This window comes from Litorivivens sp., from assembly GCF_057445395.1.
Genome location: NZ_JBVBUV010000063.1, coordinates 1 through 21,173 on the forward strand (window position 1 = coordinate 1; position 21,173 = coordinate 21,173).

Here is a 21,173-nt window from a genome sequence, read left to right on the forward strand (position 1 = left end):
TCGGAGCGTTCCTTGCCATCCCAGAAGGTTTCGGCGGAGTAGCCAAAAATCACGTGGTCGGGTTGGCAGGTCAAGGCGTCGCGTAAGCCCTGCTCTGTCGCCGCACCGATTGCTTTCACCATGTTGACGAAATCGTCTTCGGTTTTCACGCTGAATGGCGGAATCACGCAGCCGCGTGTGGCCAGAACAACGCCTTCGGGTGCCATTTTATGGTACTCGGTTTCCACTGCAGTGTTGGTTGAGGGTACAAGCACGGCAAATTTTTTGCGGTAGCCGTAGTAGTCAGTCATGGCGTGTTCCTTTGCTGGCGAAACCCCGGCACGCGTCTTTTGCTTGGTCGGGGGTGGCGATCATGATAATGTAATAAAGATATAACAATAGTATTAAAGTCTCAAGTCATAAAGCGCAAACAAACGCTTTCAGCTAAAAAGGTTGTTCGATGACAGAAAAAGTAGCAGTGGTAACAGGTGCAAATCGTGGTATCGGTTTGGCGGTAACCCAACAGTTGGCGCAACAGGGCGTTCGGGTAATGGCTGGCTGTCGCGCGGCTGAACGCGCCACGGCGCTGGATGCGCTGGCCAAGCAGGGGTTGCCGGTTGAGGTGGTCGCCCTGGCGGTTGATGATCGCGGGTCGCTGGAGGCTCTGGCCGAGGGAATTCGTACGCGCTTTGGGGGGCTCGATATTCTGGTTAACAACGCGGGTGTGGCACTGGATCACTGGCAATCGTTTTTTGAATTGTCACCGGACTGTCTGCGTGAAACTCTGGAAACCAATCTGCTGGGTGTACTTAACTGCTGCCAGCTGCTCGTGCCACTGATTCAGAAGAAAGGCGCCGGCCGGGTGGTTAACGTGTCCACCGAACTGGCATCGATGAGCGAAATGGCGATGGGTTCAACGGTGGCCTATCGCAGTTCCAAGGCGGCAGTTAATGCAATGACGGTGCTGTTGGCGCGAGAACTTGAAAAGGAATACCCTCAGATTTTGGTCAATGCGGCCTGCCCTGGCTGGGTGAATACAGAGCTTGGTGGACCTGATGCGCCGCGTACACCGGATGAAGGCGCTGACACCATCGTCTGGTTGGCCACACTGCCGGATGATGGCCCCAGTGGCGGCCTGTATCGGGATCGCGCAGTCTACCCCTGGTAAAGACCTACCCTTGGCAAAGGCCTATCCGGCAAGTCTGACCGAGTTGTAATCTCCACACCGTTGGCAAGCTTCTACTATCAGTGGGGTGTTGCTGCGGCGGTTTTCTGTCGCAGGCCTGAAAAGCTGATAATAAGAGGTGGTCCATGCAGGATTTTAATGGGAAGGTTGCCGTCGTTACTGGCGGCGCAAGCGGCATTGGCAAGGCGTTGGTTGCAGCGCTGCTTGATGAGGGCGCCAAGGTTGTTATAGGCGATGTTGAGCAAAGCGCGTTGGACAAGGTACTCGGCGAACTCGGCAGCCGTGGCGAAGTGAGCGGCGTGGTGACCGATGTATCCAAGCCCGAGTCTGTTGATGCCCTGGCCGATACAGTATTTGACCGCTACGGCGAATGTCATTTGTTGTTCAATAACGCCGGCGTTGCGGCACCGTCACTCAATATCTGGGAAACCAAACCCAATGACTGGAAATGGGTGCACGGCGTTAATGTGATGGGTGTGGTGCACGGCATTCAATCTTTTGTGCCGCGGATGATCGCTTCGGGCAAAGAAGGGCACATCATCAATACGTCATCCGGTGATGGTGGTATCTCGCCACTACCCTATCAATCCGTTTATGCGTCCAGTAAAGCAGCCGTGTCTTGCATTACCGAGTGTCTGGCCGCGCAGCTGGTTACCGAAAATACAAATTTGCGCGCCTCCATCTTCTATCCATCAGGTGGCGTTTTGGCTACGGGCATTTGGACAACGGAGCGCAATCGACCCAAAGATCTGGGTGTTGATCGCGAGCCGGTGCGTGTACCGTCGGTTGAAGAATTCAAAGCAGCCGCAGAAGCGGCGGGAATGGACCTTAATTTTCAGGACCTGGACGAGCTCGCGCGTTTTACCTTACAGGGCGTAAAGGAGCAGCGCGTTATCATCATGCTGAACGGTGAAGAAAGTGTTGCTACATTGCGTGATCGCGCTGACCGCTATGAGCGTTTTGAGCTGCCTATTGATCTGGCTGCCGTACCGCAGATGTAACAACCCTCTCACTCGCGATACAGGAAAGAGTTATGTCGACTGAAAGTAATAAGGCTATTGTCAAAAAAATGTGGCAGGCACTGAGTGAGATGGACTGGGATACCATGAAAAGCTGCATGCATCCCGAAATATTCTACGAAGACGTGCCTACTGATGATGTGGGTGCCAAGGGCCCGGACAACTGCGTCAAGCGGCTACAGATTGCGTTCAATCATCTCTCCCGACAGGAGCAGACAACCCATCATCTGGCCGGTGATGGCGATATGGTATTTCTCGATCACACCGAAAAGTGGACTTTTACCTCTGGTGAAACCGCCCAGCACCGTTTTTGCACCATGCATGAAATCAAGGATGGACTGGTGTACCGCTGGAGCGACTTCTGGGATATGAACAAGTTTGTAGGGCAGTTTCCGCAGTGGTTTCTGGAAGAAATGATGAAAGCCAGTGAAGCGGATTTTGCGGGGTAGTACGGAGACATATCTTCGCGAGCAAGCAACGGTTGCTTGCTCGCGAATGATCTGTACGACTTACTGATACTTGTAAATCGACAGTTTCCCCGGCGGCAATTGCAAATCATCCGGGCTGTCGGTTTCTGCCGGATCCATGTCCAGCGAATTGTGTTGGGCGGCAACTATCTCGTTGAGCCCGTCGCCGTCGATATCTGCGACGATGGCCATGCCGAACATTTTGGCTTCGTCCACAATGTCTTCCCGGAAACTGCCATCGCTTTGTTGGATGAAGGCGTAGAGCGTACTGTTGCCATCACCGGGTACCGCCACATCAAGCAGGCCGTCGTTGTTGATATCTCCGACATTGAAAATGCCAGGAACGCCTTGGCTGGCAGGATTGCCGTAGTAGAGAGTTACGCCAAAATTCTCTGAAATGACGTGTTTTTCCCACTGGCTGACGGCGGTTGGATTTTCGGGGATTTCAAACCAATAGATGCCGGGTGGCACCACGACATTACCGTCCTTATCCTGCCAGCGGGGATCGCCATCATTGTTGTGGTTGTCGACGACGAGTTCTTCTTTGCCGTCGTGGTCGATATCGGCAAACTCCATGTGATAGCCAAGGCCGATGGTATTGTCGATGACATGGTAGCGCCACTCACCGGCGAAATTATTGGTCAGTGCCGGACGGGTGACATTTTCCAACCACACCAGCGAGGGGTTCAGGCTTGCCGGTGGTGTCGTGTCGTAGGTGTGATCAAAGAACTGACTTAGCACAATGTCTTTGTCGCCGTCTCCGTCGATGTCGTGGAGTTTGACAAATACGCCGCCTATATTGCTTATGGTATTGCCTTCACTGTCGGTGGCAGTGATCGGGTGATAGCTGAATTCTCCCGGTGCCGTCTGCCGGTACCATTCTACTTTCAACTCTTCGTTTCCGTCGGGCGAGCCCAGCGGGTTGCCCGGATGTTGTGTTTTACCCGAGGTGGTGACGATATCGAGCAGTCCGTCGCCGTCCAGATCTGTCTGATCCGATTCATGCCAGAAGAACAAACCGTTGGTTACCGGTGTGGTGTTGGCTGGAGAAAAATAGTTGTGCGTTGGGCGACTGCCGGCATTGATGTCGTTGCCATCCAGCCAGAAATGGGCGCCCCCTAGTGTGGTCAGGAATCCGGTCTGAACAATGACATCATTTTGTCCGTCACCATTAATATCAAAGATCTGGGGCGTATTGATAAAAGGGTATCCTTGGGGATCGTTCGTGCCGATCAGCACTTCCTCCTGCCAGGGGCCTTCCAGGCAGTTGTTGACGGGCTCATTACAGCCCTGGGTGTTGAATTTTCGTAGCGCGCCGCGAGAGGCGGGGTTTGGAGGCCCGGGGGGTGTCTGTTCCACCAGTGTGGAAAGAAGAATATCGAGACCGTTGTCGCTATTGCCGTCGATATCTCCGACTGCCAGAAAAGCCGCAGATTGCTGTTCGACTTTGATGGGGTATTCGATGTAGCTCCCCTGCTCGGATGGACTGGTAGAACTACCGCCACCGCCAGAGCTGGACGACGAGCTATCGTTACATGCTGCCAGTAATGGCAGACCCAGTGCGATCAAGAAGTAGCGGTTGCGCATGTTGCGTTCTCCGGTAAAGCGGATGCTGGCTTTTCGATTTTGTTGTTGACCACAATGGCCCAGATGAAAACCACGGCGTTAAGTGCACCAAACAGGACGAAAGGCGCTGCCGGTGAAATGGCACCAAACAACCAGCCTCCGCCGGCGGTACCCACAAGAATACCTATTGCGCCTGCCGTGCCGAAGAAGCCGATCACGGCGCCGCGCCGGGCAGCCGGCGCCTGCTGGCCCACCAGCGCCTGAGAGCTGACAAACGCACTGATTTCTGCCACACCCATGACTCCGAGCAGCGCAAAAACCCACGGCGCGGTAGGGTCATCAACAAAGGACACGGAAAGATAAACTGCAGCTGCCAGCCCTGACGCTAACATAACAGCCGTGCCGCGACGAATGCGGTCACTGATAAAACCCATTAGCAAGGCGCCCACCATAGCGCCGCTTACCGTAGTAAGTACTCGCGGTACGGCAAGTTCCTGCATGGCCTGACTGGGTGCCATCCCAAGGTTCTGGGTACCAAACTGCACCAGCCACAGGCCCATAAATGCGCCGGTTACCGCCAGGTCACCGCGTGAGATAAATGCTGCGCCGTAGGACAGGGCAACACCGTGGTCTTTGGCGGCTGCCAGTCCGTTTTTCAGCATCTGCATAACCGGTTCATGCTCAGCGCTCGGTCGTTTCACATGAGGAGCCAGTCCGATCAGTACGATCACCGTGCCGACCACGCCCATCGCACCACCAATGGCGAAAGTCATCTGCTGAGCGGCAAGTTCAGTCATGCCCTGCTTGGCAAATACACCCGGCATAAACCCGAGAATCGGTGGAATAAAAGCGCCGATGGTGGCGATAAAGCCCTGTAAACCATTCGCTTTGCCGCGATCCGCTTCGCTGGCGTAATCCGCAATCACGGTCACCATCATGCCAATCATCGCGGCACCGCCGAAGGCGACAATTAGGCGATAGGCGATCAGTTCGCCAATGCTGTTGGCATAGGGGTAGAGAAAGAAACCGAGCGCGGTCAGCCCAAGCCCGATGGCATAGACCATTCGCCGACCGGAGCGATCCGCCATGACGCCGAACAGGGGCATCATGGCAATCAGAATGACTTCCTGCAGCGCCGCCAGCAGGCCGGTCAGCGAGCCCTGGCTGGCCAGCGGTATGTCCATGACTGCGAGCAGGCCCGGCTGCAATACCGCAAGTGCGCCAGCATAGCCTGAAGAGATCAGCGCGGCGAGCAGGTAGGCAAACATGTGACGGCGTTGGATGCCGTCGCTGAGGGTGATGCCGAGGAAGCGGGTTGGGTGCATTTTTCGAATCCGGTTACCCTCACCCCAACCCTCTCCCGTGTGGAGAGGGGGCGGTTTCCACTCTGTACCCGCTTCCGGCGTCTCTTCTCCCGTGGGGGAGAGGGTCAGGGTGAGGGAGGTTTTTAGTATTTACGCGCCTTGGCCATTTGCTCGTTACCCAGACGCATCTGAATCATCTTCTCCACCTGATCTTCACCAAACACCTGTGCGGCGAGTTTGTTCATCGGGTCGAGTTCATAACCGAGACGGCGCACGGTGTGATCGTATTGTTGCTGGGCCACACGCTCACTTTCAGGAAGCGGGGTGGCGTTGTCCAGCCATCCCAGCCAGCGATTCAGGAATTTGTACGCATACTCTTCCAGCACGTCGATGTTCTTGTCTTCGAGTTCCGCGCTCAGGCTCAGCGCCGAAGGTGACAACAGGGCGCGCATATAGGTGCCGTGGCTCACCGACCACTGGAAATCAGGGTGGCCGCGCAGGGCCAGAAAATCCTCGTTGGCTTCGCCGCCGTAGTATTTTTCCAGATACTCGGGGTTGGTGCGAAGGTCTTTACGAGGCACCAGATCAAAGTAGAAAAACAGTTTGGGGATGGTGCCAAACACCATAATGAAATGGGGTACGTCGGTCTCTTGTCCCAGAAAGGCAGTGGCGTTCATATCCAGAATGCTGGCTTTGCGATTGCCCAGCCATGAGCTGACCAGCCACTCGACGCCTTCGCCTGTCCATGATTGGTAGGACCCTTCAAACTCTCCGTTGGGCGAGGTGTAGTACTCACGACCGGCACAGGTTGGATCCAGCGCAATATTAGGGAAACGCTCGGCAATCTTGTCCTTAATGTCAGTCAGAATATTCCAGCTGCGCTCCCAGGCTTTACTTACGTCGACATTGGGGTTTTCAGCCAGAAACTGGTCGATGGTTTTTGTATCTGCGGTTTTAGCGGTGTTAGTAGTCAAAGGAGTGTCCTTAATATTACTTATAAGCCGAAGGCTTCGAATTTATCGGGCTGGTTGCGAAAACGGCTAAGCATCATGCGTTTGGCGATTTTGCCGCCGGTCAGCCAGCGTATTTTGGTTCCGGATTTCTCGGTGTTCAGAATCTGCTCCACCAGATAGGGTGAGACGGTTTCGACGGTGTCACACAAGTTATTCATGGTTTTACGGTTTTTGTTGAAGTTGTCGAGATCAGCTTTGGCTTCTCTTACGACGGCCTCGGTAATCACCATGCCTGGACGAATCTTGCCTATGACCAGCGGAGTGTCTTTGTTCTCTTTTATCAGCGCGTCGGTAAAGTAATTCAGGCCGCGTTTGGTGGTGCCATAAATGCCAATGCCGGGAAAGAATTCGCCGTCGCTGCCGCCACCGAGCATGTTGAACAGTTTGCCGTGGCCCTGCGCTTTCATGCCGTTGATGGCGACCTTTGAGCCAAAGATGGTGCCAAACATATTGGTGGTCACCATGGCCTGTATTTCTTCGTCTGGCGTTTCCAGAATGGGCCAGACGGTCCGCGCCAGACCGGCGTTGTTGATCCAGATATCGACGCTGCCAAACTCGGCAACGGCCGCGTCCCAAAGAGCTTGTACCTGTTCCTTTTTCGAGACTTCACAGGGGCGACCGGTCACTGTTCCGGGTTGAGAGCCGATTTTGGCGATGGCTTCATCAATTGCCTGCTGGCTGCGCCCGGCGATCATCACCTTGTGGCCAAGACGGGCAAACTCGGCCGCCAGTCCGCGGCCGATCCCTTTGGTGCTTCCGGTAATGACAACGTTGGCCATGCTTCAGGCCTCCAGCAGGGCGGCGTTGGGGTCTTCGTGCTGAACCCGGTAGCCGGTGGCGTAGAGTTTGTCGGCAGAAATCTTGCGGTTGGGTGCTTTTATCTGATTCAGAAATTCGAGCCGAGACCAGCCTTCCTTGTCGCAGATCGCATCGAAGATCTGCTGATTGGTAGGCGGCAGGTTGTCATTGTCGCAAACGTTGTAAATACCGGTCAGACCTTTTTCCAAAGCGTGAATAGCTGCATTAACGACGTCTTCAAAATGGATGGTGTATAGCGGTGCGTCAGCGCCAAACAGCGCCTTGCCGCCAAAGTAGTCGTGGGCGAGCTTTACGCGCTGGGTAAAGGTCATATCGCCGGGGGCGCCGTGAATGTCGGGGAGGCGCAACACGCAACCGCCGCTCACGCTCAGGGCGTTGCGCTCGGCCGCTTGGTAATACTTGGAAGAAGGTTCTTCATGGTTGCTTGTGGGTGTTTCCTCGGTAATGGGGTCTGTCCCCTCTCCGCCATCGCCATACACGGAAAAGGACGACAGGAAAATTACGCGGTTACAGGCCTTGGCGGCGCTGGCGAGGGACTTTTCCAGTACTTCGTGATACTGGCTCTCGCGCTCTTCTTTGGTCCGGGTGTTTTTTACGTTCGGAGCAACGGTGGCGATGATGGCGTCGCAGCCTTGAGCTGCCGCAATAACCTTGTCGGTTTCGCTACCTTTGAGTACTGCGACGTCGTCAGCCAGGGTCTGTAGTTCTTCCACCTTGCCTGGTGTGGTGGTGGTGCCAACAATCTGGTGGCCCTTGGCTCGCAGTTGTTGGGCAATGGCCTTGCCGGCATGACCCATGCCGAGAATCAGTACTTTCATACCTGTCCTTGTTTAAGATGTGAGCGCCCGTTGGGCTGATTGTTTATTTGAGATATAATGTTATAACAATAGTACATATATATGAGTGGGAGTCAAGCGGTGCAAGAGAACAACCGGGCGCGGGCCGCGCTGAAGGATTTCATTACCGGACTGCGTCATGTGGGACATATTGTTGATGACCTGCAGGGCAGTATCGCTGAATTCCGGCGAATATACGGTCTGGAGGACAGTGATATTACGGTGCTGCCACCGTTTGGGGAGGAGGCGCCAGCGCGGTTCGGTCTGTTGCAGGTTGGCAGTGTCGAGTTTGAGTTGATTGAGCCCATTAGCGATGAGATGCGCGCAACGCTGCATTCGGTTAAGAGTGGTGCGGGCGGGATTAATCACGTGGCCTATGTGGTGAGCGACATCGATGCGGCGATGCAGGTACTGGCTGACCAAGGGATTCGACCCGGGCATGTGACACCCAATGGGGTAGTGGATACCGGGCGCACCCGCATCGCCTACCTTAATCCGGCCGATACCGGCGATCTATTAATCGAGCTGGTGGAAGTGTACGGGTGAGGACGCTGGCCGAACTCTTTCCTTTGGCGACCTCGGAAACGCTCATCGCTCAGGGAAGCTATACCTACCGCTGTAATGGCGAATTGACCGATATCAGCGAGCCTTGGCTCCGTCATCGGCAGGCTGACGGCAGTGTGGTTACGCGCTCCAGTCGCAGTGATGGTGAGAGTTTTGTATTGGGGGCCAAGTATTGGTGCAAAGCGGGGGTGGTGTTCGCAAGTTTATACTGGGAAAACGCCAGTGGTGTTCGCACGGCCAGTTACGCGCTGGGGACCGGTGGTCTGCGCTGGAGCGCAGACGGAAGTCTTCCTGTTTCGCAGGCCTGCAGCCCGACGACCGTGTTTTTCCCGTTAATGCGAATTTTCAGCGGTGATACGTTGTTGGCGATTATGGAGCAGGGAGGTGAGGCAACGGTTCTCGTCCCCTCTATCAAAACCCCAGAGCATGCCGAAAGCCTGTTTGCACCGTTGTTCAGTGAGCGTTGCGTAGAGCAAGTGACGACGGATGTATACCACTATCGTGGTGGCGAATACGACGATGCAGCCTGTTATCAGCTTGGCGCCGATGGCTTGCTGCAGCGTTATGAGTGGCAGCAGTCACCGGCGCAGTTGTGGGTGGTCGAGCTGGTCCAAAGCAGCTAGCGTGATACGTTAGTCCAGTCTGATGTCTACGGTTTGATTGTCGCTAATTTCAATTTCGGCCTTTTTGTATTTCGGTGGGCCGAACTTGGGGCGGTGATCATTTGATAGGCCGACTGGTTCTTTGGGAATGCCAATAAAATTGGCGTCCAGTTTTTCGTTGTTATTCTCATCATGGTAAACCGACAGAGCGTAGCGTCCGGGTTCCAGTTGAATCGGGATGGTAACGCCCGCTTTGGAATCGCCCGCTGTTAGCGCCTGTCGTTTGCTTAGCACGGTATTGTCGGAGAGCCAGGTATCTTTACTGTCATACACCTGTACGACGAGCGCACCGTCGTCAGACTTCAGATTTTCCACCTGCACCGTGACGTCTAGCGCCATGATGGGTGGGCAGGTGAATAGAAGCAGGGGAAGGTATTTACGCATAGTGATGTCCTCTTTCGGGCGCGTTGACGCGCCAATAATTCATAGCCATAGTGCTATATAAAACTTTGTTGGATAACCTATGGGCAATCCGAAAAATACTACGCCAGTGCCGCGTTTGGCGGCGCGCATCGGCACCCTGCGTCGCCTTGAGATATTGCTTAGAGTGGCAGAATCCGGCGGCATTGTCAGTGCGGCAGAGCAGTTGCATCTTACCCAGCCCAGTGCGTCGACGCATTTGCGAAAACTGGCGGAAGGGGTTGATATGCCGCTGTACGAGCTGGTGGGGCGCCGTATCAAGCTGACCGAGGCCGGTGAGCAGGTGGTGGTGGCCGCGCGCGAGATTTTTGGTTCGCTGGAGCGGCTGGAGATGCGTCTTAGTGAACTGCAGGGCATGCAGGCTGGGCGCCTGAGTCTGGCTGTGGCGAGCAGTGCCAATGCCTTCATACCCCATTTGCTCGGCCCCTTTTGCAAGCGCTACCCGGGGATTGAAGTGGATCTTCAGGTGGGCAACCGCGATCAGTTGTTGGAACGGTTGGATCACAACCTGGACGATCTTTATTTTGTGAGCGACCCACCCGACGACACCCGTCTGGAAGCTGTGCCGTTGATCTCCAATCCGCTGGTGGTGATTGCCTCGCGTGAGCACCCGTTGGCGCGCAAGCGCAAGCTGCGCTGGAGCGATATTGCTAACGAGCGTTTTGTGGTGCGTGAAGTGGGCAGTGGTACGCGGCACACAGTGAATCAGTTTCTGGCAGACCACGGGCTGGCGTTGCGCGAACAGATGACCATCGCCTCCAATGAGGCCCTTAAACATGCGGTCATGGCCGGGCTGGGATTGGCCATTGTTTCGGGCCATATTCTCGATCAGGGTGACCGGGAAGATCTTGCGATACTGCCCGTGGAAGGCTTTCCCTTGCCGCAATTCTGGTATCTGGTGAACGCCAAAGAGCGGGTCACCTCGGTGTTGGCCCGTACCTTTCGCGATTTCCTGTTGGGCGAAGGCCTTGAGATTCTCAAGGATGGTATGAGCTACTGGGAAAAACATCATCGTCCCAAGTTGCCTAAGCAACCACCGTTGGTGTCGCAGTAATGCCCTAATCTGCTTTCCTTCACGATGAGCCTTCCCCCCATCGCAATACTCTACCCGGTGAGAGGGGGCTAGTGCCCCGCTGCAGTGGGAGAGAGTGAGGGGAAGGAATGGCGCAGCGCCTGTAGGGTGCTTATCGAAGCCCAATCATTGATACCCGGGATCTTCCATCGCGCCAATCGAGCGCGAACGCACTGGTTGCAGCAGAGCTGGCTCGGCAGCGTCCGGATGTTCGGAGTCGGGGCCCCAGTTCACTGGGTCGCCTTTCATTTCAACCCGGGCATTGTCGGTATACCAGTCCACCAGGTCGCCATCGCAGCGCAGCAGCCAGACAGTGCCTTCTTCACCTGCGGTGAAGTCGCCATGACGTACCAGCGCCGGGCGGAAAAAGTAAGTTCCGGGCCACATTTCGCCGTAGTTGTAGTGGAAGGAACCTTCTAGACAATAAGCCTCTTCGTAGCAGGGGTGGTGGGCGAGCGGATGTTCGCGCCAATTCGGCTTGGCCTTGATCAGGCGGGTATAAAAGCCGGTTTTTTCGTCGCGGTAGAGCATCTTGATGTAGAGGCCGGGAACCGGCGTACCGCCCAGATCAAAGCGCATGGGGCTGCCGTCGACCACATCGATCCAGTCCATGTCGGCGGTGTTGGCAATGACCAGTTTCTGATCTTCGCGCACAAAGTCCTTGTCCTGATCGGTAACTTCAAACTGCCAGTCGCCGTATTCGCGGAAATAAAGAATCTCGGTACCTTTCTTCACTTTCAAGGCGGGAGCTACCACGCCAGCCGGCGTGCACCAGTAACCGCCGGGCTTCAGCACGGTGTCACCAATGGTGACTTCGCCTTCGAGCACGTACCACTCGGTTTGGGCGTTGTGAACACCCGCCGGTCGCGACCAGTCAGAGGTGAATTCGATTTTGGCTGAGACTGATCCGTCCTCTTCATCGTAAGAGAGGTTGCGCTGGCGAGCGTCGCCAACGGCGCCGACTAGTTCGGCGGGGTGCCAGATCAGATCTTTTTCATCAATCAGTTCAACGTGTGGGCGCATGGTTTACCTCGGCGTTCAGGGAGTTCCTAGAGTTGCACGCTACGATACCCCTGAATTGACATAATTAATAAGATATTTTCTATATGTTATAGATAGTCTATAGGCTATCTATAAATATTTTCCGTTAATCTGAACCAACTGCGCACAGTCGGCGTATACCGTCGCAATAGCATTTGGAGAACAGCACTATGAAACGCTTGATGGTTTTAGGGTTCGCTCTGACAGCGGCAATGGCGCAAGGCGGTGTGCGCCCGGAAGCGCTTCAGCTAAAGGGTTACGAATTCAACGGAGATGGCATGCGTCAGTCGGTGTATACCGTGCGTTGCAGCAACCGGACCGAGCCGTTGATTAACTCGAAAGAGGGCGTCAAGCGCTGGTGCGCTGAAGGTAGCAAGCAGTGTTTTCGGGACAAGGTGGACGCTGCGCAGGCGGCCTGTGATAACAGTCTTCGCGAGCGTCTGGCGAAACGCCGGTAAGTGTGAAAACGCAATGAAAAAAGCCCCCGCAAAGCGGGGGCAATCACAGGAAGTTAGTCGTCTGACTACCTTTCGATATAGTTTGGCTTAAGGACGTAGTCTTTCTCTTCCCACTCCAGCACACCGAAAGTCATGTACTTCTCGTGGTGTGATTCGTGGAACTGCCACATGGAACACAGGCTGAATTGATCGTCCAGCATCACGTCGCGAGTGGTGAATTTGAAGGCTTCACCCATAAAGTGGTGTAGCGCGTAGTGGTAGCGACCATAACCAATGGCGTTGCCGAATACATCGGGCCCATGAAACTGGTGATGGTTACCACTGCGAGTGCGTTCGAAGCTGAATTCGCGGTTGACCACACCTTCGATTTTTACGTTCATGGTGGCGCGGTTCAGGTTGATGGGCATGTAATCGATGGTCACCAGATTGGTGCCGACTTTTTCCTGTTCGGTGTTGTACACGTCCATCTCGCCGGTCCAGGTGCCGGAATGCTTCTGCGGCAAATAGAAGGTTTTCTTGCCGACTTTTTTCTCATTTTCCAGGAAGTCCGCGACCAGCTTTTGAGTTTCCGGGTTGGTTTCGTGATCAAAGGTGCGGATATACAGACCGTTAAAGGCGGCCACCAGCGTATCCCCTTCAAACATCTGTGAAGAATAGACTTGTACACCGCGATCATCGAGCACATGGTTGATGGTGCGCAGGTTTACGTTCCAGCCGGGTGAAAAGTAATTTGAATCGACAAAGGGGCCGAAAGGGCGGCCGGATCCGATAAAGTCGGGGCCGGTATAGATGCGATCTTTGTCGGAATCGATCACGCCGAATTCAAAGCGACCGGTTTCAAAGCGGTTGGCGAGCTCGCCCGCGGCATCAAGCGCCACGTCCATCCAGTAGGTTGTGCGGCCATCGCTGAATTCACTGGCGCGGGTAACTTTGTTATAGCCCACATGAGTGCCGTCCGGCGTAAAAATAGACGGGTAGCCGTGCCAGTCACCGGTGATGTTTTTCTGAAATTCGCTGGGTTGCTTGTCGCTCATGATAGTCGTCCTGAGTACGGTGTTATTTGCACGCGTAGCGTGAAACCATGGGGTGGTGGGAAAGTGTGTTCAAAGATTCGTGCGACGCTTTGCCGATACAGGCCTGAATAAAGGTCTGGATAGCGTTTAACATCAGGCTGCGCTGTTCCTCTTCGCTGCCCAATGTGGGCCAGTCGAGAAAGGGGCGGCCGGTAGTGCCATCGTAGGGATGAGCAAAGCAAAAATGGTTGGCGCCCTTGAGCAACAGCAGGTGGCTGTCGTGGCGTGTGCTGTTAAGTGCTTCATCGAAAGTGCGGGCAATGCGTTCGGTAGGCGTGCTGTCGTCGGCATCGCCGTAGCGGTTGGCGCTGGCTGCTATCACGCCGTCCTGTTCACCGCCCATGATTAGCATGGGAACGTCACCGGCTACAGGCAGCAGGGTGTCTTCCGGAAAGCCTATCTGGGTTGATGCGCCAGTGTGAGCGGCATATGAGAAACCGCCGACCAGCTGTGGAAACCAATCGCTATTGCTATTGAGCAGCACCGCATTACCGCCGGCAGAGTGACCGCCTAGGATGATTTTGCGGGTGTCCAACAGCCCGGCTAACAGCCCCTCAGTATTAAGCTGTTCTACAGCCCCGAGCAGCGTCGGTAGCGATGAACTTGATGGCGCCTTGCCAAAAGTGTCAGGAGTGAGATAGCGCAGATCAAAGCCGGGGCTTAGGGATACAAATCCGGGCATGTCCTGCTTGATCCAGCTGAAGGTCACGCACACCAGTCCCAACTCGCATAAGCCCTTTGCCAGCCAGCCATATACTTCCGGGTGGCAGTTGGAACCGGGCATGAAAATGACGACCGGGTAGGGGGCATTGCTGCTCGCAGCGGGCACATAGCCCATATTGCGTTCATCTGCACTGTCGCTATAGGCAGCTGGGTAGTAAACCTTTAGCTGCAGGGTGTTCCACGGCTCGGGTTCTCCGGGCACGGAAGCTGCGGTAAAAAAGGCGCGAACATCCATGCTTATTCGGGGCGCGGCAGGGTGCGATCGCGGCCCCAGAGCGTGGCCACCAGTTGGTCGCACAGCTCCGTGCCAAACAGGTTTTCCACCACGATATTGGCGGGGTCGCCTTCGGTGATTGTGCGGCGAATCATCAGGTCGCGATCGGCCTGTGCTGCACGGGCGCTTTTCGGTTGCTGTTCGGCGGCGTCAACCCAGGCGATCCAGCGATCGAGCTGGGCGTGTGCGACCTTGCGCAGATCATCGATCCCTTCGGCGCAAACCGGGCCACCGTAGGCCAGCGAGCAGGGAGATTGAGCAACGCGGGTATACATGTGGCGGCTGATAAAGTGCTTGAAGCGCTCGCTGCGCTCCCATTCGATGTAAGTATCGTTTACCTCGCCGCCGTAGTATTTTTCGGCGTACTCGGGGTGCGTCCACAAATCCTTGCGTGGCATGTAGTCCTGATAGAAAAACAGGTCCGGGGTGGTGCCAAGCGCGAAGCCGAAGTGGGGTACATCGTATTGCGGGCCGAGGTTGATGGTCAGGTGCATGTTGGTAAAGCTGGCTTTGGGGTTGCCGGTCCAGCTGTAAATCAACCAGTCGATTTCCGGGCCGGCCCAGGCAGAGAGGAAACCCTGAGCACCGTCTTTGCCGCTGTAATCCCCTACGGAGGCCCCGTCCTGGGTAATATCAAAGCGCGCTTTAACTTTTTCAAAAAGTTCGGTGGTGATAGCCCAGAGTTGTTCAAAGGTTTCCTGGCGATCGACGCCACCTTGCTCTGCTACCAGTTCGTCGATGGATTTGGTGATATGTGCCATGGACCGTGCCTGTGTCAGACTAATTGAATATAATGTTATATGAATAATACATATTGTTGGGTGGCGGCGCAATCCGCTTTTGCCCTTTGCCCACTATAGTATTGTTGATGCCCAGGGAAAGATGGAGAAAATATCATCGTATATGATCCAGGTAGGCGGAATTTTCGTTTAAAAAGATATAAAGATATGCTATTAGTATAAATAAGCTCGGTTCAGAAGCGCCTCGGCGCGCGGCTGGCCCCCGAAAACGTTGGAGGAAAGGCAGTGTTAATCAATCTCTGGTATGTGGCTGAGTGGTCAGAAACCCTCAAGGATACGCCGGTTAAAGTAAAGCTGTTGGGACAAAACTTTGTGCTGTTCCGCGATGAAGACGGAAAAGCCCACTGCCTGAGCGACGTTTGTATTCACCGCGGCGGGTCACTGTCTGGCGGCAAGTGCATTGATGGCAACGTGGCCTGTCCTTACCACGGCTGGCAGTTTGACGGCGACGGGAAGGTGCAGTTTATTCCCTCGGAAGGACGAGAGTTTAAAATTCCGGACCGTGCCCGGGTTGACGCCTATCCCACCGAAGAGCGCTACGGCATGATCTGGGTGTTCCTGGGTGACTTGCCCGAAGAAGAGCGCCCGTCGATCCCGCCTTTCCCTGAATACGATGACCCCAAGTGGCGCGCGATTACCGATGAGTGGGTGTGGAAGGCCGAAGCTGCCCGCGTTATCGAAAACGGTATTGATCTGGCACACGCCTCTTTCGTGCACCCGGTGTTTGGTACGCCTGATACGGCCGGCGAGAACAAGATCGTCAAGGTCGAGAAGGATGAGCTCAATGGCATGTCCTGGAACATCCAGTATCCGCCACAGCTTAAAGGGGAATTGGGGATTCGTCGCTTTATCCGCAAGGACCGGCAGCCCACGGAAACCATACCTGGCTACCATATGTCGGGTTACGTGGTGCGCATTCAGATCAATCTCAATAGCTGGATGAGTATTCTGATGTTCGACTGCAATACGCCGGTCGATGAACACACCACTAAAACGTTTGCCACCCAGCTGCGTACCTTCTTCAAAATTGGTTTGTTTGATGGTGGCTCGCGCAAGCGACTGCGCAAGGTTTTCAAAGAAGATGCTGAAGTAATAGAGCGCGCCTCACCCAATTATCTGCCGGAAAATCTCGCCAATGAGCTGTCGGTGCAGGACGACCGATTTATGAGTTCATTCCGTGCTGCGCGTCGCAAGCTAATAGAGAAGGGTTACCAGATAGACTCCTATACGCTCAAGCAGTACGAGGGACGAAAGGTGTTCGCTATTCCCTCGCCGATACGAAGGGAACGGCCGGATCTGAAATGGGTGTTGGATGAGATTCCGTTGGTGCAGCCGACAGCGAGTCTGGCGATCGGAGAGCAGGAAGCGGTGTCCTGATGCACTATGTGGGAATGATGCTTTCGCGAGCAGCGCTTGCAGCCACTGCTTATGTGCACATTTTCACCCTGTGGGAGCGGGTCCTGCCCGAGAAACCCAGCTATGCGCTCTGAGCCTTTCCGCCCCGCCGCCGCCTGGCTGCGGGCATACCTTTACTTTGTAGCCTGTGGTGTCTTCGCCTATTCCACGGGAGCGTTGGATGCCCTGTTAAACAGTCGGTTTGTCCCATCTAACGCAGGCGCTTTATGGTGGCTTTGCTCGGCCGCATTGCTGGTCTTTATCACCGTCGCCTACGGCGTGCTCTGGTCTCGCTGGACCCTGCGCTTCAATCGAAAGCTCGATGTTTTTCCTCAGTTAATTTTCGGACTGAGCTGGGGCATTGGCTACGCGCTGAGCTTTCTCGGCTTCTGGCATTTGTCGTTAATCGCAGGCGACGGATGGCCGACGTGGGCAGTTTTTCTGCTGGCCTATACCCTGATCTCCTTGTGGCAGGTGTTGTGGCAGGATCTGGTTTGGGATATTTACGTATCCCCCGAGCATGACACGCCCTGGACTACCAAGGTTAAAGTCCCCTGTACCCACGTGCCGAATGTGACCTTTTCGCTGCTGTATTTTGTCGCTTTCGACGCCTATTGGGGATTTGTGGCTGCGCAGGTGCTGGCGTTGACACTGTGCAGCTTTGCGATGCGCATGCCCGCGCCCTGGTGCAAGGACGTGACGCCGGCGGCTACGCGCCACCCCTTTGTCTTTGGCCTGTCGCATGGTGGCGGTTATGTGTCACCCGACCCGGCCAATGACCCGCACCTGAAAGCCATTGGCGCCCCCTATTGAAACGGAGTTAGCAATGAGCAAAACCGTCGTAATTACTGGTAGTACTCGTGGCATAGGCCGTGGCTTGGCTGAAAACTTTCTGAAGCAGGGTTGTCGGGTGGTAATAAGCGCCACGCGCCAGCCCGCGGTCGACCAGGTGGTATCGGATCTGACGGCCAGCCACGGTGCGGGAAAAGTTGTGGGTAAGGCCTGCGATATATCGCGACATGAGGATCTTCAGGCGTTGTGGGATTTCGCCTGCGCCCAGTTTGGCGCGGTGGATATCTGGATCAATAACGCCGGTATCAGTCTGCCGAGAAAGCCTGTTACAGAACAATCGGCCGAAGAGCTGGCACGTATTACCTCTATCAATCTGACGGGCGTGCTGTATGCCGCGAATGTCGTGCTGGCCGGTATGAAAGCTCACGGTAGCGGGCAATTTTGGGTGATGGAAGGATTCGGTAGCAATGGCGCCGCGCAACCCGGTATGGCCGCCTACGGTGCCACCAAGCGAGCGGTGAACTATCTGGCCAAGGCCCTGCGCAAGGATATGGCCGGCAGCAACGTCCATGTGAATGTGCTGAGCCCCGGCATTGTAGTGACTGATCTGCTTATCGGTGACTATGACACCGCATCGCCGGAGTGGGAAAAGGCGAGAAAGATTTTCAATATCCTTGGCGACAAAGTGGAAACGGTTACGCCCTGGCTGGTAAACGGTGTGCTGAAAGCACAAAAAGACGGGGCCCGCGTCGAGTGGCTCACCACTGGCAAGGCCTTCCGCCGCTTTATGACCGCCGGCTTCAACAAGCGTGACCTGTTCGCCGATATCGCCTGATTAACCAACCACTCCGCACTACCCCCTCTCCCGACGGGAGAGGGCTGGGGTGAGGGGTAATAAATAACGAGTATGTCTATGCAAAACTATCAAATCGCCCGTCGCGCTCAGATCGGCGTTCTCATTCCCTCCACCAATACCGGGGTGGAATACGATCTGCAAAAATTTGGTCTCGACGGTGTTACCTGGCATCCGTCACGTTTTCTGATTCGCCTGCGTAACTGGGCCGAAGAAGGTGAAGCGACCGGCGATGATGCCAATACGGTATTCGAGCGCTTTCTGGACCTGATGCGTGAGGACATGACGCCGGCCATCGAGAATGTAATGACCGCCAAAATCAGCCACCTGATGCTGGGCATGTCCGCCGAAACTTTCTGGGGTGGTATGGAAGGCAACGTCGAATTTGAGAAAAATATTCAGGACCAGATTGGCGACCTCGGCATGACCACCGGCGCTGGCGCAACGCGCATGGCGCTGGATAATTTCGGGGTGAAAAAAATCTCCGTGATCACGCCTTATCCGCCGGTAGGGGATGACAACGTGCGCCGTTTCTTCGACGAAATCGGTTACGAAGTAAAACACGTTGTTGGCCTGAACTGCGCCTCGGCCACGGCGATAGCGGAAACACCGATCAAGGATGTGATTGAGGCGGTGAAAAAAGCCGACGGCGATGATGTGGAAGCAATTATTCAGTGTGGTACCAACCTGTCGACGGTTGATCTGTTTCCAACACTGGAGCATTGGCTTGAGAAGCCCATGCTGCCAATTAATGTGGCCACTATCTGGCACGCTCTGCGCGCCTGCGGTATTAACGACAAAATCACGGGCAAAGGGCGGCTTCTGGAAGAGTTCTAATGCTCTGACTTGATTGACAGATGCGCCCGCTGCGAGAGTGAGGGCGCGGTTACTCAGACGTTCGGCCGAAACGTAATATCCATCGCCTTAATGCCATTCACAAAGTCGTTTTATACAGACGTTACGGGGCCGGCAAACTGCGGATTTTTCAGGCACGGGATCAATTCTTCAAACACCACTTTCAGTTCCATGCGGGCCAGGGCGCATTCCTTGTCGCGGATCTCTGCCAAGCAGGCGTGGTTTATCTCCCGTTGGCCGTTTGGCTGGTTACGGCCAGCGCCTTGGCTTCGACCAGTTTTTTAAAGCGTTTCAGCATCCATTTCACACCGATTTTCATAAAGGGCGAAAACAGCGGCAAGGTGATTCGCCCTGCACCTTTCACTTCCATCGCCATGGTCCATTCAACCCGAGTCATACCGTTGCCCAGCGGGGTGACCACGTAGTCTTCGGCGAAGCTTTCGGTCATCGGTTTGGAGCAGGAGGTAAAACAGAACGCCATGCGCTTCGGGTAATCCCAAGCGATAAAGACCTCGTCTCCGACCATGCCGCCAGACATAGAAACGGTGCGGGTAGTACCCAGCCCGAACGGCTTGGGAGATGTCCATTCCACTTTCTGAATTGGGGGTGCCCAGCGTGTCCAGTCTTCAGCGTCTTCAAAGGATTCGAAAATCTGCTCCGGGGTGGCGTTGATGTCGACGGATGCCTTGTAACAGTTTCTGGCGGTTTCTAGAAAGGTAAGATCTACCGCTGTGCATTCAAACATTTTCGGTCTCGCGCGTTAGGGTTGTGAAAGGTAGACTGGCAGTCTGGTTTTAGGTTACATCAGGGTAGACTGTCAGTCTACCCTCTGCGGGGCGTCAGCAAGACGCGCAGGAAATTTGGCGCTGCGCCACAACTACTTGTTTTTTGGGAAGTATTTTTTGAATGCCAAAGCGGAGTGAGCAAAAGCGGGAAAATCGCTTAAGAATAATTAATGCCTACATCGAGTTGCTGGGGCAGAAGGATCTTAGGCAGATCACGGTGGCGGATATTTGCACGCAGGCGGCGGTGGCGAGAAAGACCTTGTACAGCCATTTTGCCAGCAAGGAAGACATCCTTGACGCAGTGAGCCAGCGAGTGATGTTCACCGGCGCGATTCGCGCTTTCAGGCCAGAGGCGCGCGCAGGGGAAACCACGCTGGCGCGACTTGAGGATACGTTCAAACAGTTGGGCTTGCCGCTGGCGACGTATCGTGGTCAGAACATTGACGTTTTTGTACAGTTGATACAGAACATGACGATGCACTTGTCGACGTATTCCGGTCTCTATGGCGAATTTCACAAAGCGGCGTACGATTATTTTGAAAGCTGCCGGCAAAGTGATGATACGCGTCATGATTTCAACGTTGGCTTCGTTGCAGATTTGGCTGTAAATGCCGCTGTGGGCATCATTCTGAGTTGGGTTAGCGATCAGAGCTACCCAGCAGAACAGCGCATGACGGAACTAAAACAGCATATCGCCAGCCTGATTTTGGTGGCGTAAAAAACTTGCCAGATGAAGTGACATAAAGAGTAATCCTTCGGGCTTTTGGGCTGCCAAATGCTCTCTCGCTGCATTTGGGGTTTTGCATGTGTTAACAGGGCCACTCAATGTGTTTGGCAAGAACGAGCCTGCATCCAGTACTTTATTCGGGCGGTTCGTGAAGCCAGCCCTACCGGAAGTAGGGCAAGCCGGCACCGGATGGCGTTATACCAGTCCCATTAACTCAACGATGCCGTGGCGATGCCCAGCTGTATAGCCGCCGTCGACGGCCAGGCTCTGACCGGTCACGAACGAGGCATCATCCGATGCGAGAAACAGGGCTGCTCCCGCAATTTCCTCAGGTTTGCCCAGCCGACCTACTTTGGTTTCCCGAATCACATCGGCTTTGAATTCCGGCATGGAGTCCATAATGCCGTTGAGCATCGGTGTATCGATAAAGCCAGGGCAGATGGCATTGCAGCGAATGCCCATGCGGCCATAATCAATAGACACGTTTTTG

Annotated in this window: 24 protein-coding genes and 1 pseudogene; 12 read left to right on the top strand and 13 right to left on the bottom strand. The window is 54.9% G+C overall.

All coding sequences use genetic code 11. The annotated features are described in order from the left end of the window. A pseudogene (locus AC222A_RS14965) lies at positions 1-290 on the bottom strand (maleate cis-trans isomerase family protein); the annotation flags it as partial. Positions 291-439: 149 nt separating this feature from the next. On the opposite strand from AC222A_RS14965, the gene AC222A_RS14970 reads away from it, so the two are divergent. The 3 genes from AC222A_RS14970 (at position 440) to AC222A_RS14980 (ending at position 2,633) form a co-directional block, all read left to right on the top strand. Continuing rightward, positions 440-1,147: an SDR family oxidoreductase gene (locus tag AC222A_RS14970; RefSeq protein ID WP_486775183.1), complete on the top strand. Its 708-nt coding sequence runs from the start codon at positions 440-442 to the stop codon at positions 1,145-1,147. A gap of 143 nt (positions 1,148-1,290) precedes the next feature. Further along, positions 1,291-2,166, top strand: coding sequence for an SDR family NAD(P)-dependent oxidoreductase (locus tag AC222A_RS14975; protein WP_372750369.1), 876 nt, complete (start codon positions 1,291-1,293; stop codon positions 2,164-2,166). A 32-nt stretch (positions 2,167-2,198) separates the two neighbouring features. Continuing rightward, entirely contained in the window at positions 2,199-2,633 is a 435-nt protein-coding gene (locus AC222A_RS14980; RefSeq protein ID WP_372750368.1) for a nuclear transport factor 2 family protein, read from the top strand. Between the two features lie 60 nt (positions 2,634-2,693). Here AC222A_RS14980 and AC222A_RS14985 read toward each other — a convergent pair whose 3' ends face one another. The 5 genes from AC222A_RS14985 to AC222A_RS15005 all read right to left on the bottom strand — a co-directional run bounded on the left by AC222A_RS14985 (position 2,694) and on the right by AC222A_RS15005 (position 8,171). Continuing rightward, positions 2,694-4,238 (bottom strand): FG-GAP repeat domain-containing protein, encoded by a 1,545-nt coding sequence (locus AC222A_RS14985; RefSeq protein WP_486775184.1) that lies wholly within the window; start codon positions 4,236-4,238, stop codon positions 2,694-2,696. Then, on the bottom strand, positions 4,217-5,542 hold the full coding sequence (locus AC222A_RS14990) for an MFS transporter (RefSeq protein ID WP_372782243.1): 1,326 nt from the start codon (positions 5,540-5,542) through the stop codon (positions 4,217-4,219). The genes AC222A_RS14985 and AC222A_RS14990 overlap by 22 nt, the downstream gene beginning before the upstream one ends. Positions 5,543-5,664: 122 nt before the next feature. After that, positions 5,665-6,495: a hypothetical protein gene (locus AC222A_RS14995; protein ID WP_372748102.1), complete on the bottom strand. Its 831-nt coding sequence runs from the start codon at positions 6,493-6,495 to the stop codon at positions 5,665-5,667. Positions 6,496-6,515: 20 nt separating this feature from the next. After that, the gene (locus AC222A_RS15000) at positions 6,516-7,313 is read right to left on the bottom strand and encodes an SDR family oxidoreductase (RefSeq protein ID WP_372748103.1); all 798 of its coding nucleotides are present in this window, start codon (positions 7,311-7,313) and stop codon (positions 6,516-6,518) included. Between the two features lie 3 nt (positions 7,314-7,316). Continuing rightward, entirely contained in the window at positions 7,317-8,171 is an 855-nt protein-coding gene (locus AC222A_RS15005; protein ID WP_372748104.1) for an NAD-dependent epimerase/dehydratase family protein, read from the bottom strand. Between the two features lie 99 nt (positions 8,172-8,270). Between AC222A_RS15005 and AC222A_RS15010 the strand changes: the two genes are divergently transcribed. Further along, positions 8,271-8,735 carry a VOC family protein gene (locus tag AC222A_RS15010; protein WP_372748105.1) on the top strand — a complete coding sequence of 155 codons (465 nt, stop codon included), beginning with the start codon at positions 8,271-8,273 and terminating at the stop codon, positions 8,733-8,735. After that, positions 8,732-9,376: a hypothetical protein gene (locus tag AC222A_RS15015; protein ID WP_372748106.1), complete on the top strand. Its 645-nt coding sequence runs from the start codon at positions 8,732-8,734 to the stop codon at positions 9,374-9,376. The genes AC222A_RS15010 and AC222A_RS15015 overlap by 4 nt, the downstream gene beginning before the upstream one ends. Before the next feature lie 9 nt (positions 9,377-9,385). On the opposite strand, the gene AC222A_RS15020 is transcribed toward AC222A_RS15015, so the two are convergent. Then, the gene (locus tag AC222A_RS15020) at positions 9,386-9,799 is read right to left on the bottom strand and encodes a DUF2141 domain-containing protein (RefSeq protein WP_372748107.1); all 414 of its coding nucleotides are present in this window, start codon (positions 9,797-9,799) and stop codon (positions 9,386-9,388) included. A gap of 79 nt (positions 9,800-9,878) precedes the next feature. Here AC222A_RS15020 and AC222A_RS15025 point away from each other — a divergent pair, with 79 nt between their 5' ends. Then, positions 9,879-10,889, top strand: a complete 1,011-nt coding sequence (locus AC222A_RS15025; protein ID WP_372797696.1) for a LysR family transcriptional regulator — start codon at positions 9,879-9,881, stop codon at positions 10,887-10,889. 144 nt (positions 10,890-11,033) lie between these two features. On the opposite strand, the gene AC222A_RS15030 is transcribed toward AC222A_RS15025, so the two are convergent. Next, complete coding sequence (locus AC222A_RS15030) at positions 11,034-11,930, bottom strand: DUF4437 domain-containing protein (protein WP_372748109.1); 897 nt, start codon at positions 11,928-11,930, stop codon at positions 11,034-11,036. Positions 11,931-12,118: 188 nt separating this feature from the next. Between AC222A_RS15030 and AC222A_RS15035 the strand changes: the two genes are divergently transcribed. Next, positions 12,119-12,406: a hypothetical protein gene (locus AC222A_RS15035; protein WP_372748110.1), complete on the top strand. Its 288-nt coding sequence runs from the start codon at positions 12,119-12,121 to the stop codon at positions 12,404-12,406. A 65-nt stretch (positions 12,407-12,471) separates the two neighbouring features. Here the strand turns inward: AC222A_RS15035 and AC222A_RS15040 are convergent, their stop codons facing one another. Genes AC222A_RS15040 through AC222A_RS15050 form a run of 3 tightly spaced genes read right to left on the bottom strand, consistent with a single transcriptional unit; the run spans position 12,472 to position 15,237 of the window. Beyond that, positions 12,472-13,440, bottom strand: a complete 969-nt coding sequence (locus AC222A_RS15040; protein WP_372748111.1) for a hypothetical protein — start codon at positions 13,438-13,440, stop codon at positions 12,472-12,474. A gap of 22 nt (positions 13,441-13,462) precedes the next feature. Beyond that, entirely contained in the window at positions 13,463-14,437 is a 975-nt protein-coding gene (locus AC222A_RS15045) for an alpha/beta hydrolase (protein WP_372748112.1), read from the bottom strand. Between the two features lie 2 nt (positions 14,438-14,439). Next, a complete protein-coding gene (locus AC222A_RS15050) occupies positions 14,440-15,237 on the bottom strand; it encodes a red chlorophyll catabolite reductase (RefSeq protein WP_372748113.1) in 798 nt (265 codons plus the stop codon). A 264-nt stretch (positions 15,238-15,501) separates the two neighbouring features. Here AC222A_RS15050 and AC222A_RS15055 point away from each other — a divergent pair, with 264 nt between their 5' ends. From AC222A_RS15055 to AC222A_RS15070, 4 genes are all read left to right on the top strand, one after another. Further along, positions 15,502-16,653 carry an aromatic ring-hydroxylating dioxygenase subunit alpha gene (locus tag AC222A_RS15055; protein ID WP_372758586.1) on the top strand — a complete coding sequence of 384 codons (1,152 nt, stop codon included), beginning with the start codon at positions 15,502-15,504 and terminating at the stop codon, positions 16,651-16,653. Between the two features lie 102 nt (positions 16,654-16,755). After that, on the top strand, positions 16,756-17,484 hold the full coding sequence (locus tag AC222A_RS15060; protein ID WP_372758585.1) for a hypothetical protein: 729 nt from the start codon (positions 16,756-16,758) through the stop codon (positions 17,482-17,484). Between the two features lie 13 nt (positions 17,485-17,497). After that, positions 17,498-18,298 (top strand): SDR family NAD(P)-dependent oxidoreductase, encoded by an 801-nt coding sequence (locus tag AC222A_RS15065; protein ID WP_486775185.1) that lies wholly within the window; start codon positions 17,498-17,500, stop codon positions 18,296-18,298. Between the two features lie 78 nt (positions 18,299-18,376). After that, complete coding sequence (locus AC222A_RS15070; protein WP_372748853.1) at positions 18,377-19,153, top strand: maleate cis-trans isomerase family protein; 777 nt, start codon at positions 18,377-18,379, stop codon at positions 19,151-19,153. A gap of 241 nt (positions 19,154-19,394) precedes the next feature. On the opposite strand, the gene AC222A_RS15075 is transcribed toward AC222A_RS15070, so the two are convergent. Then, positions 19,395-19,916, bottom strand: a complete 522-nt coding sequence (locus AC222A_RS15075) for an SRPBCC family protein (RefSeq protein WP_372748852.1) — start codon at positions 19,914-19,916, stop codon at positions 19,395-19,397. A gap of 161 nt (positions 19,917-20,077) precedes the next feature. On the opposite strand from AC222A_RS15075, the gene AC222A_RS15080 reads away from it, so the two are divergent. Further along, complete coding sequence (locus AC222A_RS15080) at positions 20,078-20,674, top strand: TetR/AcrR family transcriptional regulator (protein WP_372799341.1); 597 nt, start codon at positions 20,078-20,080, stop codon at positions 20,672-20,674. A gap of 204 nt (positions 20,675-20,878) precedes the next feature. On the opposite strand, the gene AC222A_RS15085 is transcribed toward AC222A_RS15080, so the two are convergent. Then, positions 20,879-21,173, bottom strand: a 295-nt coding sequence (locus tag AC222A_RS15085) for an SDR family oxidoreductase (protein WP_486775186.1), incomplete at its 5' end; no start/stop codon positions are given.

Excerpts from the sequence above, each read along its gene's own strand:
- AC222A_RS14970 (WP_486775183.1), top strand. The coding sequence starts at position 440 with ATGACAGAAAAAGTAGCAGTGGTAACAGGTGCAAATCGTGGTATCGGT.
- AC222A_RS14975 (WP_372750369.1), top strand. The coding sequence starts at position 1,291 with ATGCAGGATTTTAATGGGAAGGTTGCCGTCGTTACTGGCGGCGCAAGC.
- AC222A_RS14980 (WP_372750368.1), top strand. The coding sequence starts at position 2,199 with ATGTCGACTGAAAGTAATAAGGCTATTGTCAAAAAAATGTGGCAGGCA.
- AC222A_RS14985 (WP_486775184.1), bottom strand. The coding sequence starts at position 4,238 with ATGCGCAACCGCTACTTCTTGATCGCACTGGGTCTGCCATTACTGGCA.
- AC222A_RS14990 (WP_372782243.1), bottom strand. The coding sequence starts at position 5,542 with ATGCACCCAACCCGCTTCCTCGGCATCACCCTCAGCGACGGCATCCAA.
- AC222A_RS15000 (WP_372748103.1), bottom strand. The coding sequence starts at position 7,313 with ATGGCCAACGTTGTCATTACCGGAAGCACCAAAGGGATCGGCCGCGGA.
- AC222A_RS15005 (WP_372748104.1), bottom strand. The coding sequence starts at position 8,171 with ATGAAAGTACTGATTCTCGGCATGGGTCATGCCGGCAAGGCCATTGCC.
- AC222A_RS15020 (WP_372748107.1), bottom strand. The coding sequence starts at position 9,799 with ATGCGTAAATACCTTCCCCTGCTTCTATTCACCTGCCCACCCATCATG.
- AC222A_RS15025 (WP_372797696.1), top strand. The coding sequence starts at position 9,879 with ATGGGCAATCCGAAAAATACTACGCCAGTGCCGCGTTTGGCGGCGCGC.
- AC222A_RS15030 (WP_372748109.1), bottom strand. The coding sequence starts at position 11,930 with ATGCGCCCACACGTTGAACTGATTGATGAAAAAGATCTGATCTGGCAC.
- AC222A_RS15035 (WP_372748110.1), top strand. The coding sequence starts at position 12,119 with ATGAAACGCTTGATGGTTTTAGGGTTCGCTCTGACAGCGGCAATGGCG.
- AC222A_RS15040 (WP_372748111.1), bottom strand. The coding sequence starts at position 13,440 with ATGAGCGACAAGCAACCCAGCGAATTTCAGAAAAACATCACCGGTGAC.
- AC222A_RS15045 (WP_372748112.1), bottom strand. The coding sequence starts at position 14,437 with ATGGATGTTCGCGCCTTTTTTACCGCAGCTTCCGTGCCCGGAGAACCC.
- AC222A_RS15050 (WP_372748113.1), bottom strand. The coding sequence starts at position 15,237 with ATGGCACATATCACCAAATCCATCGACGAACTGGTAGCAGAGCAAGGT.
- AC222A_RS15060 (WP_372758585.1), top strand. The coding sequence starts at position 16,756 with ATGCGCTCTGAGCCTTTCCGCCCCGCCGCCGCCTGGCTGCGGGCATAC.
- AC222A_RS15065 (WP_486775185.1), top strand. The coding sequence starts at position 17,498 with ATGAGCAAAACCGTCGTAATTACTGGTAGTACTCGTGGCATAGGCCGT.
- AC222A_RS15070 (WP_372748853.1), top strand. The coding sequence starts at position 18,377 with ATGCAAAACTATCAAATCGCCCGTCGCGCTCAGATCGGCGTTCTCATT.
- AC222A_RS15075 (WP_372748852.1), bottom strand. The coding sequence starts at position 19,916 with ATGTTTGAATGCACAGCGGTAGATCTTACCTTTCTAGAAACCGCCAGA.
- AC222A_RS15080 (WP_372799341.1), top strand. The coding sequence starts at position 20,078 with ATGCCAAAGCGGAGTGAGCAAAAGCGGGAAAATCGCTTAAGAATAATT.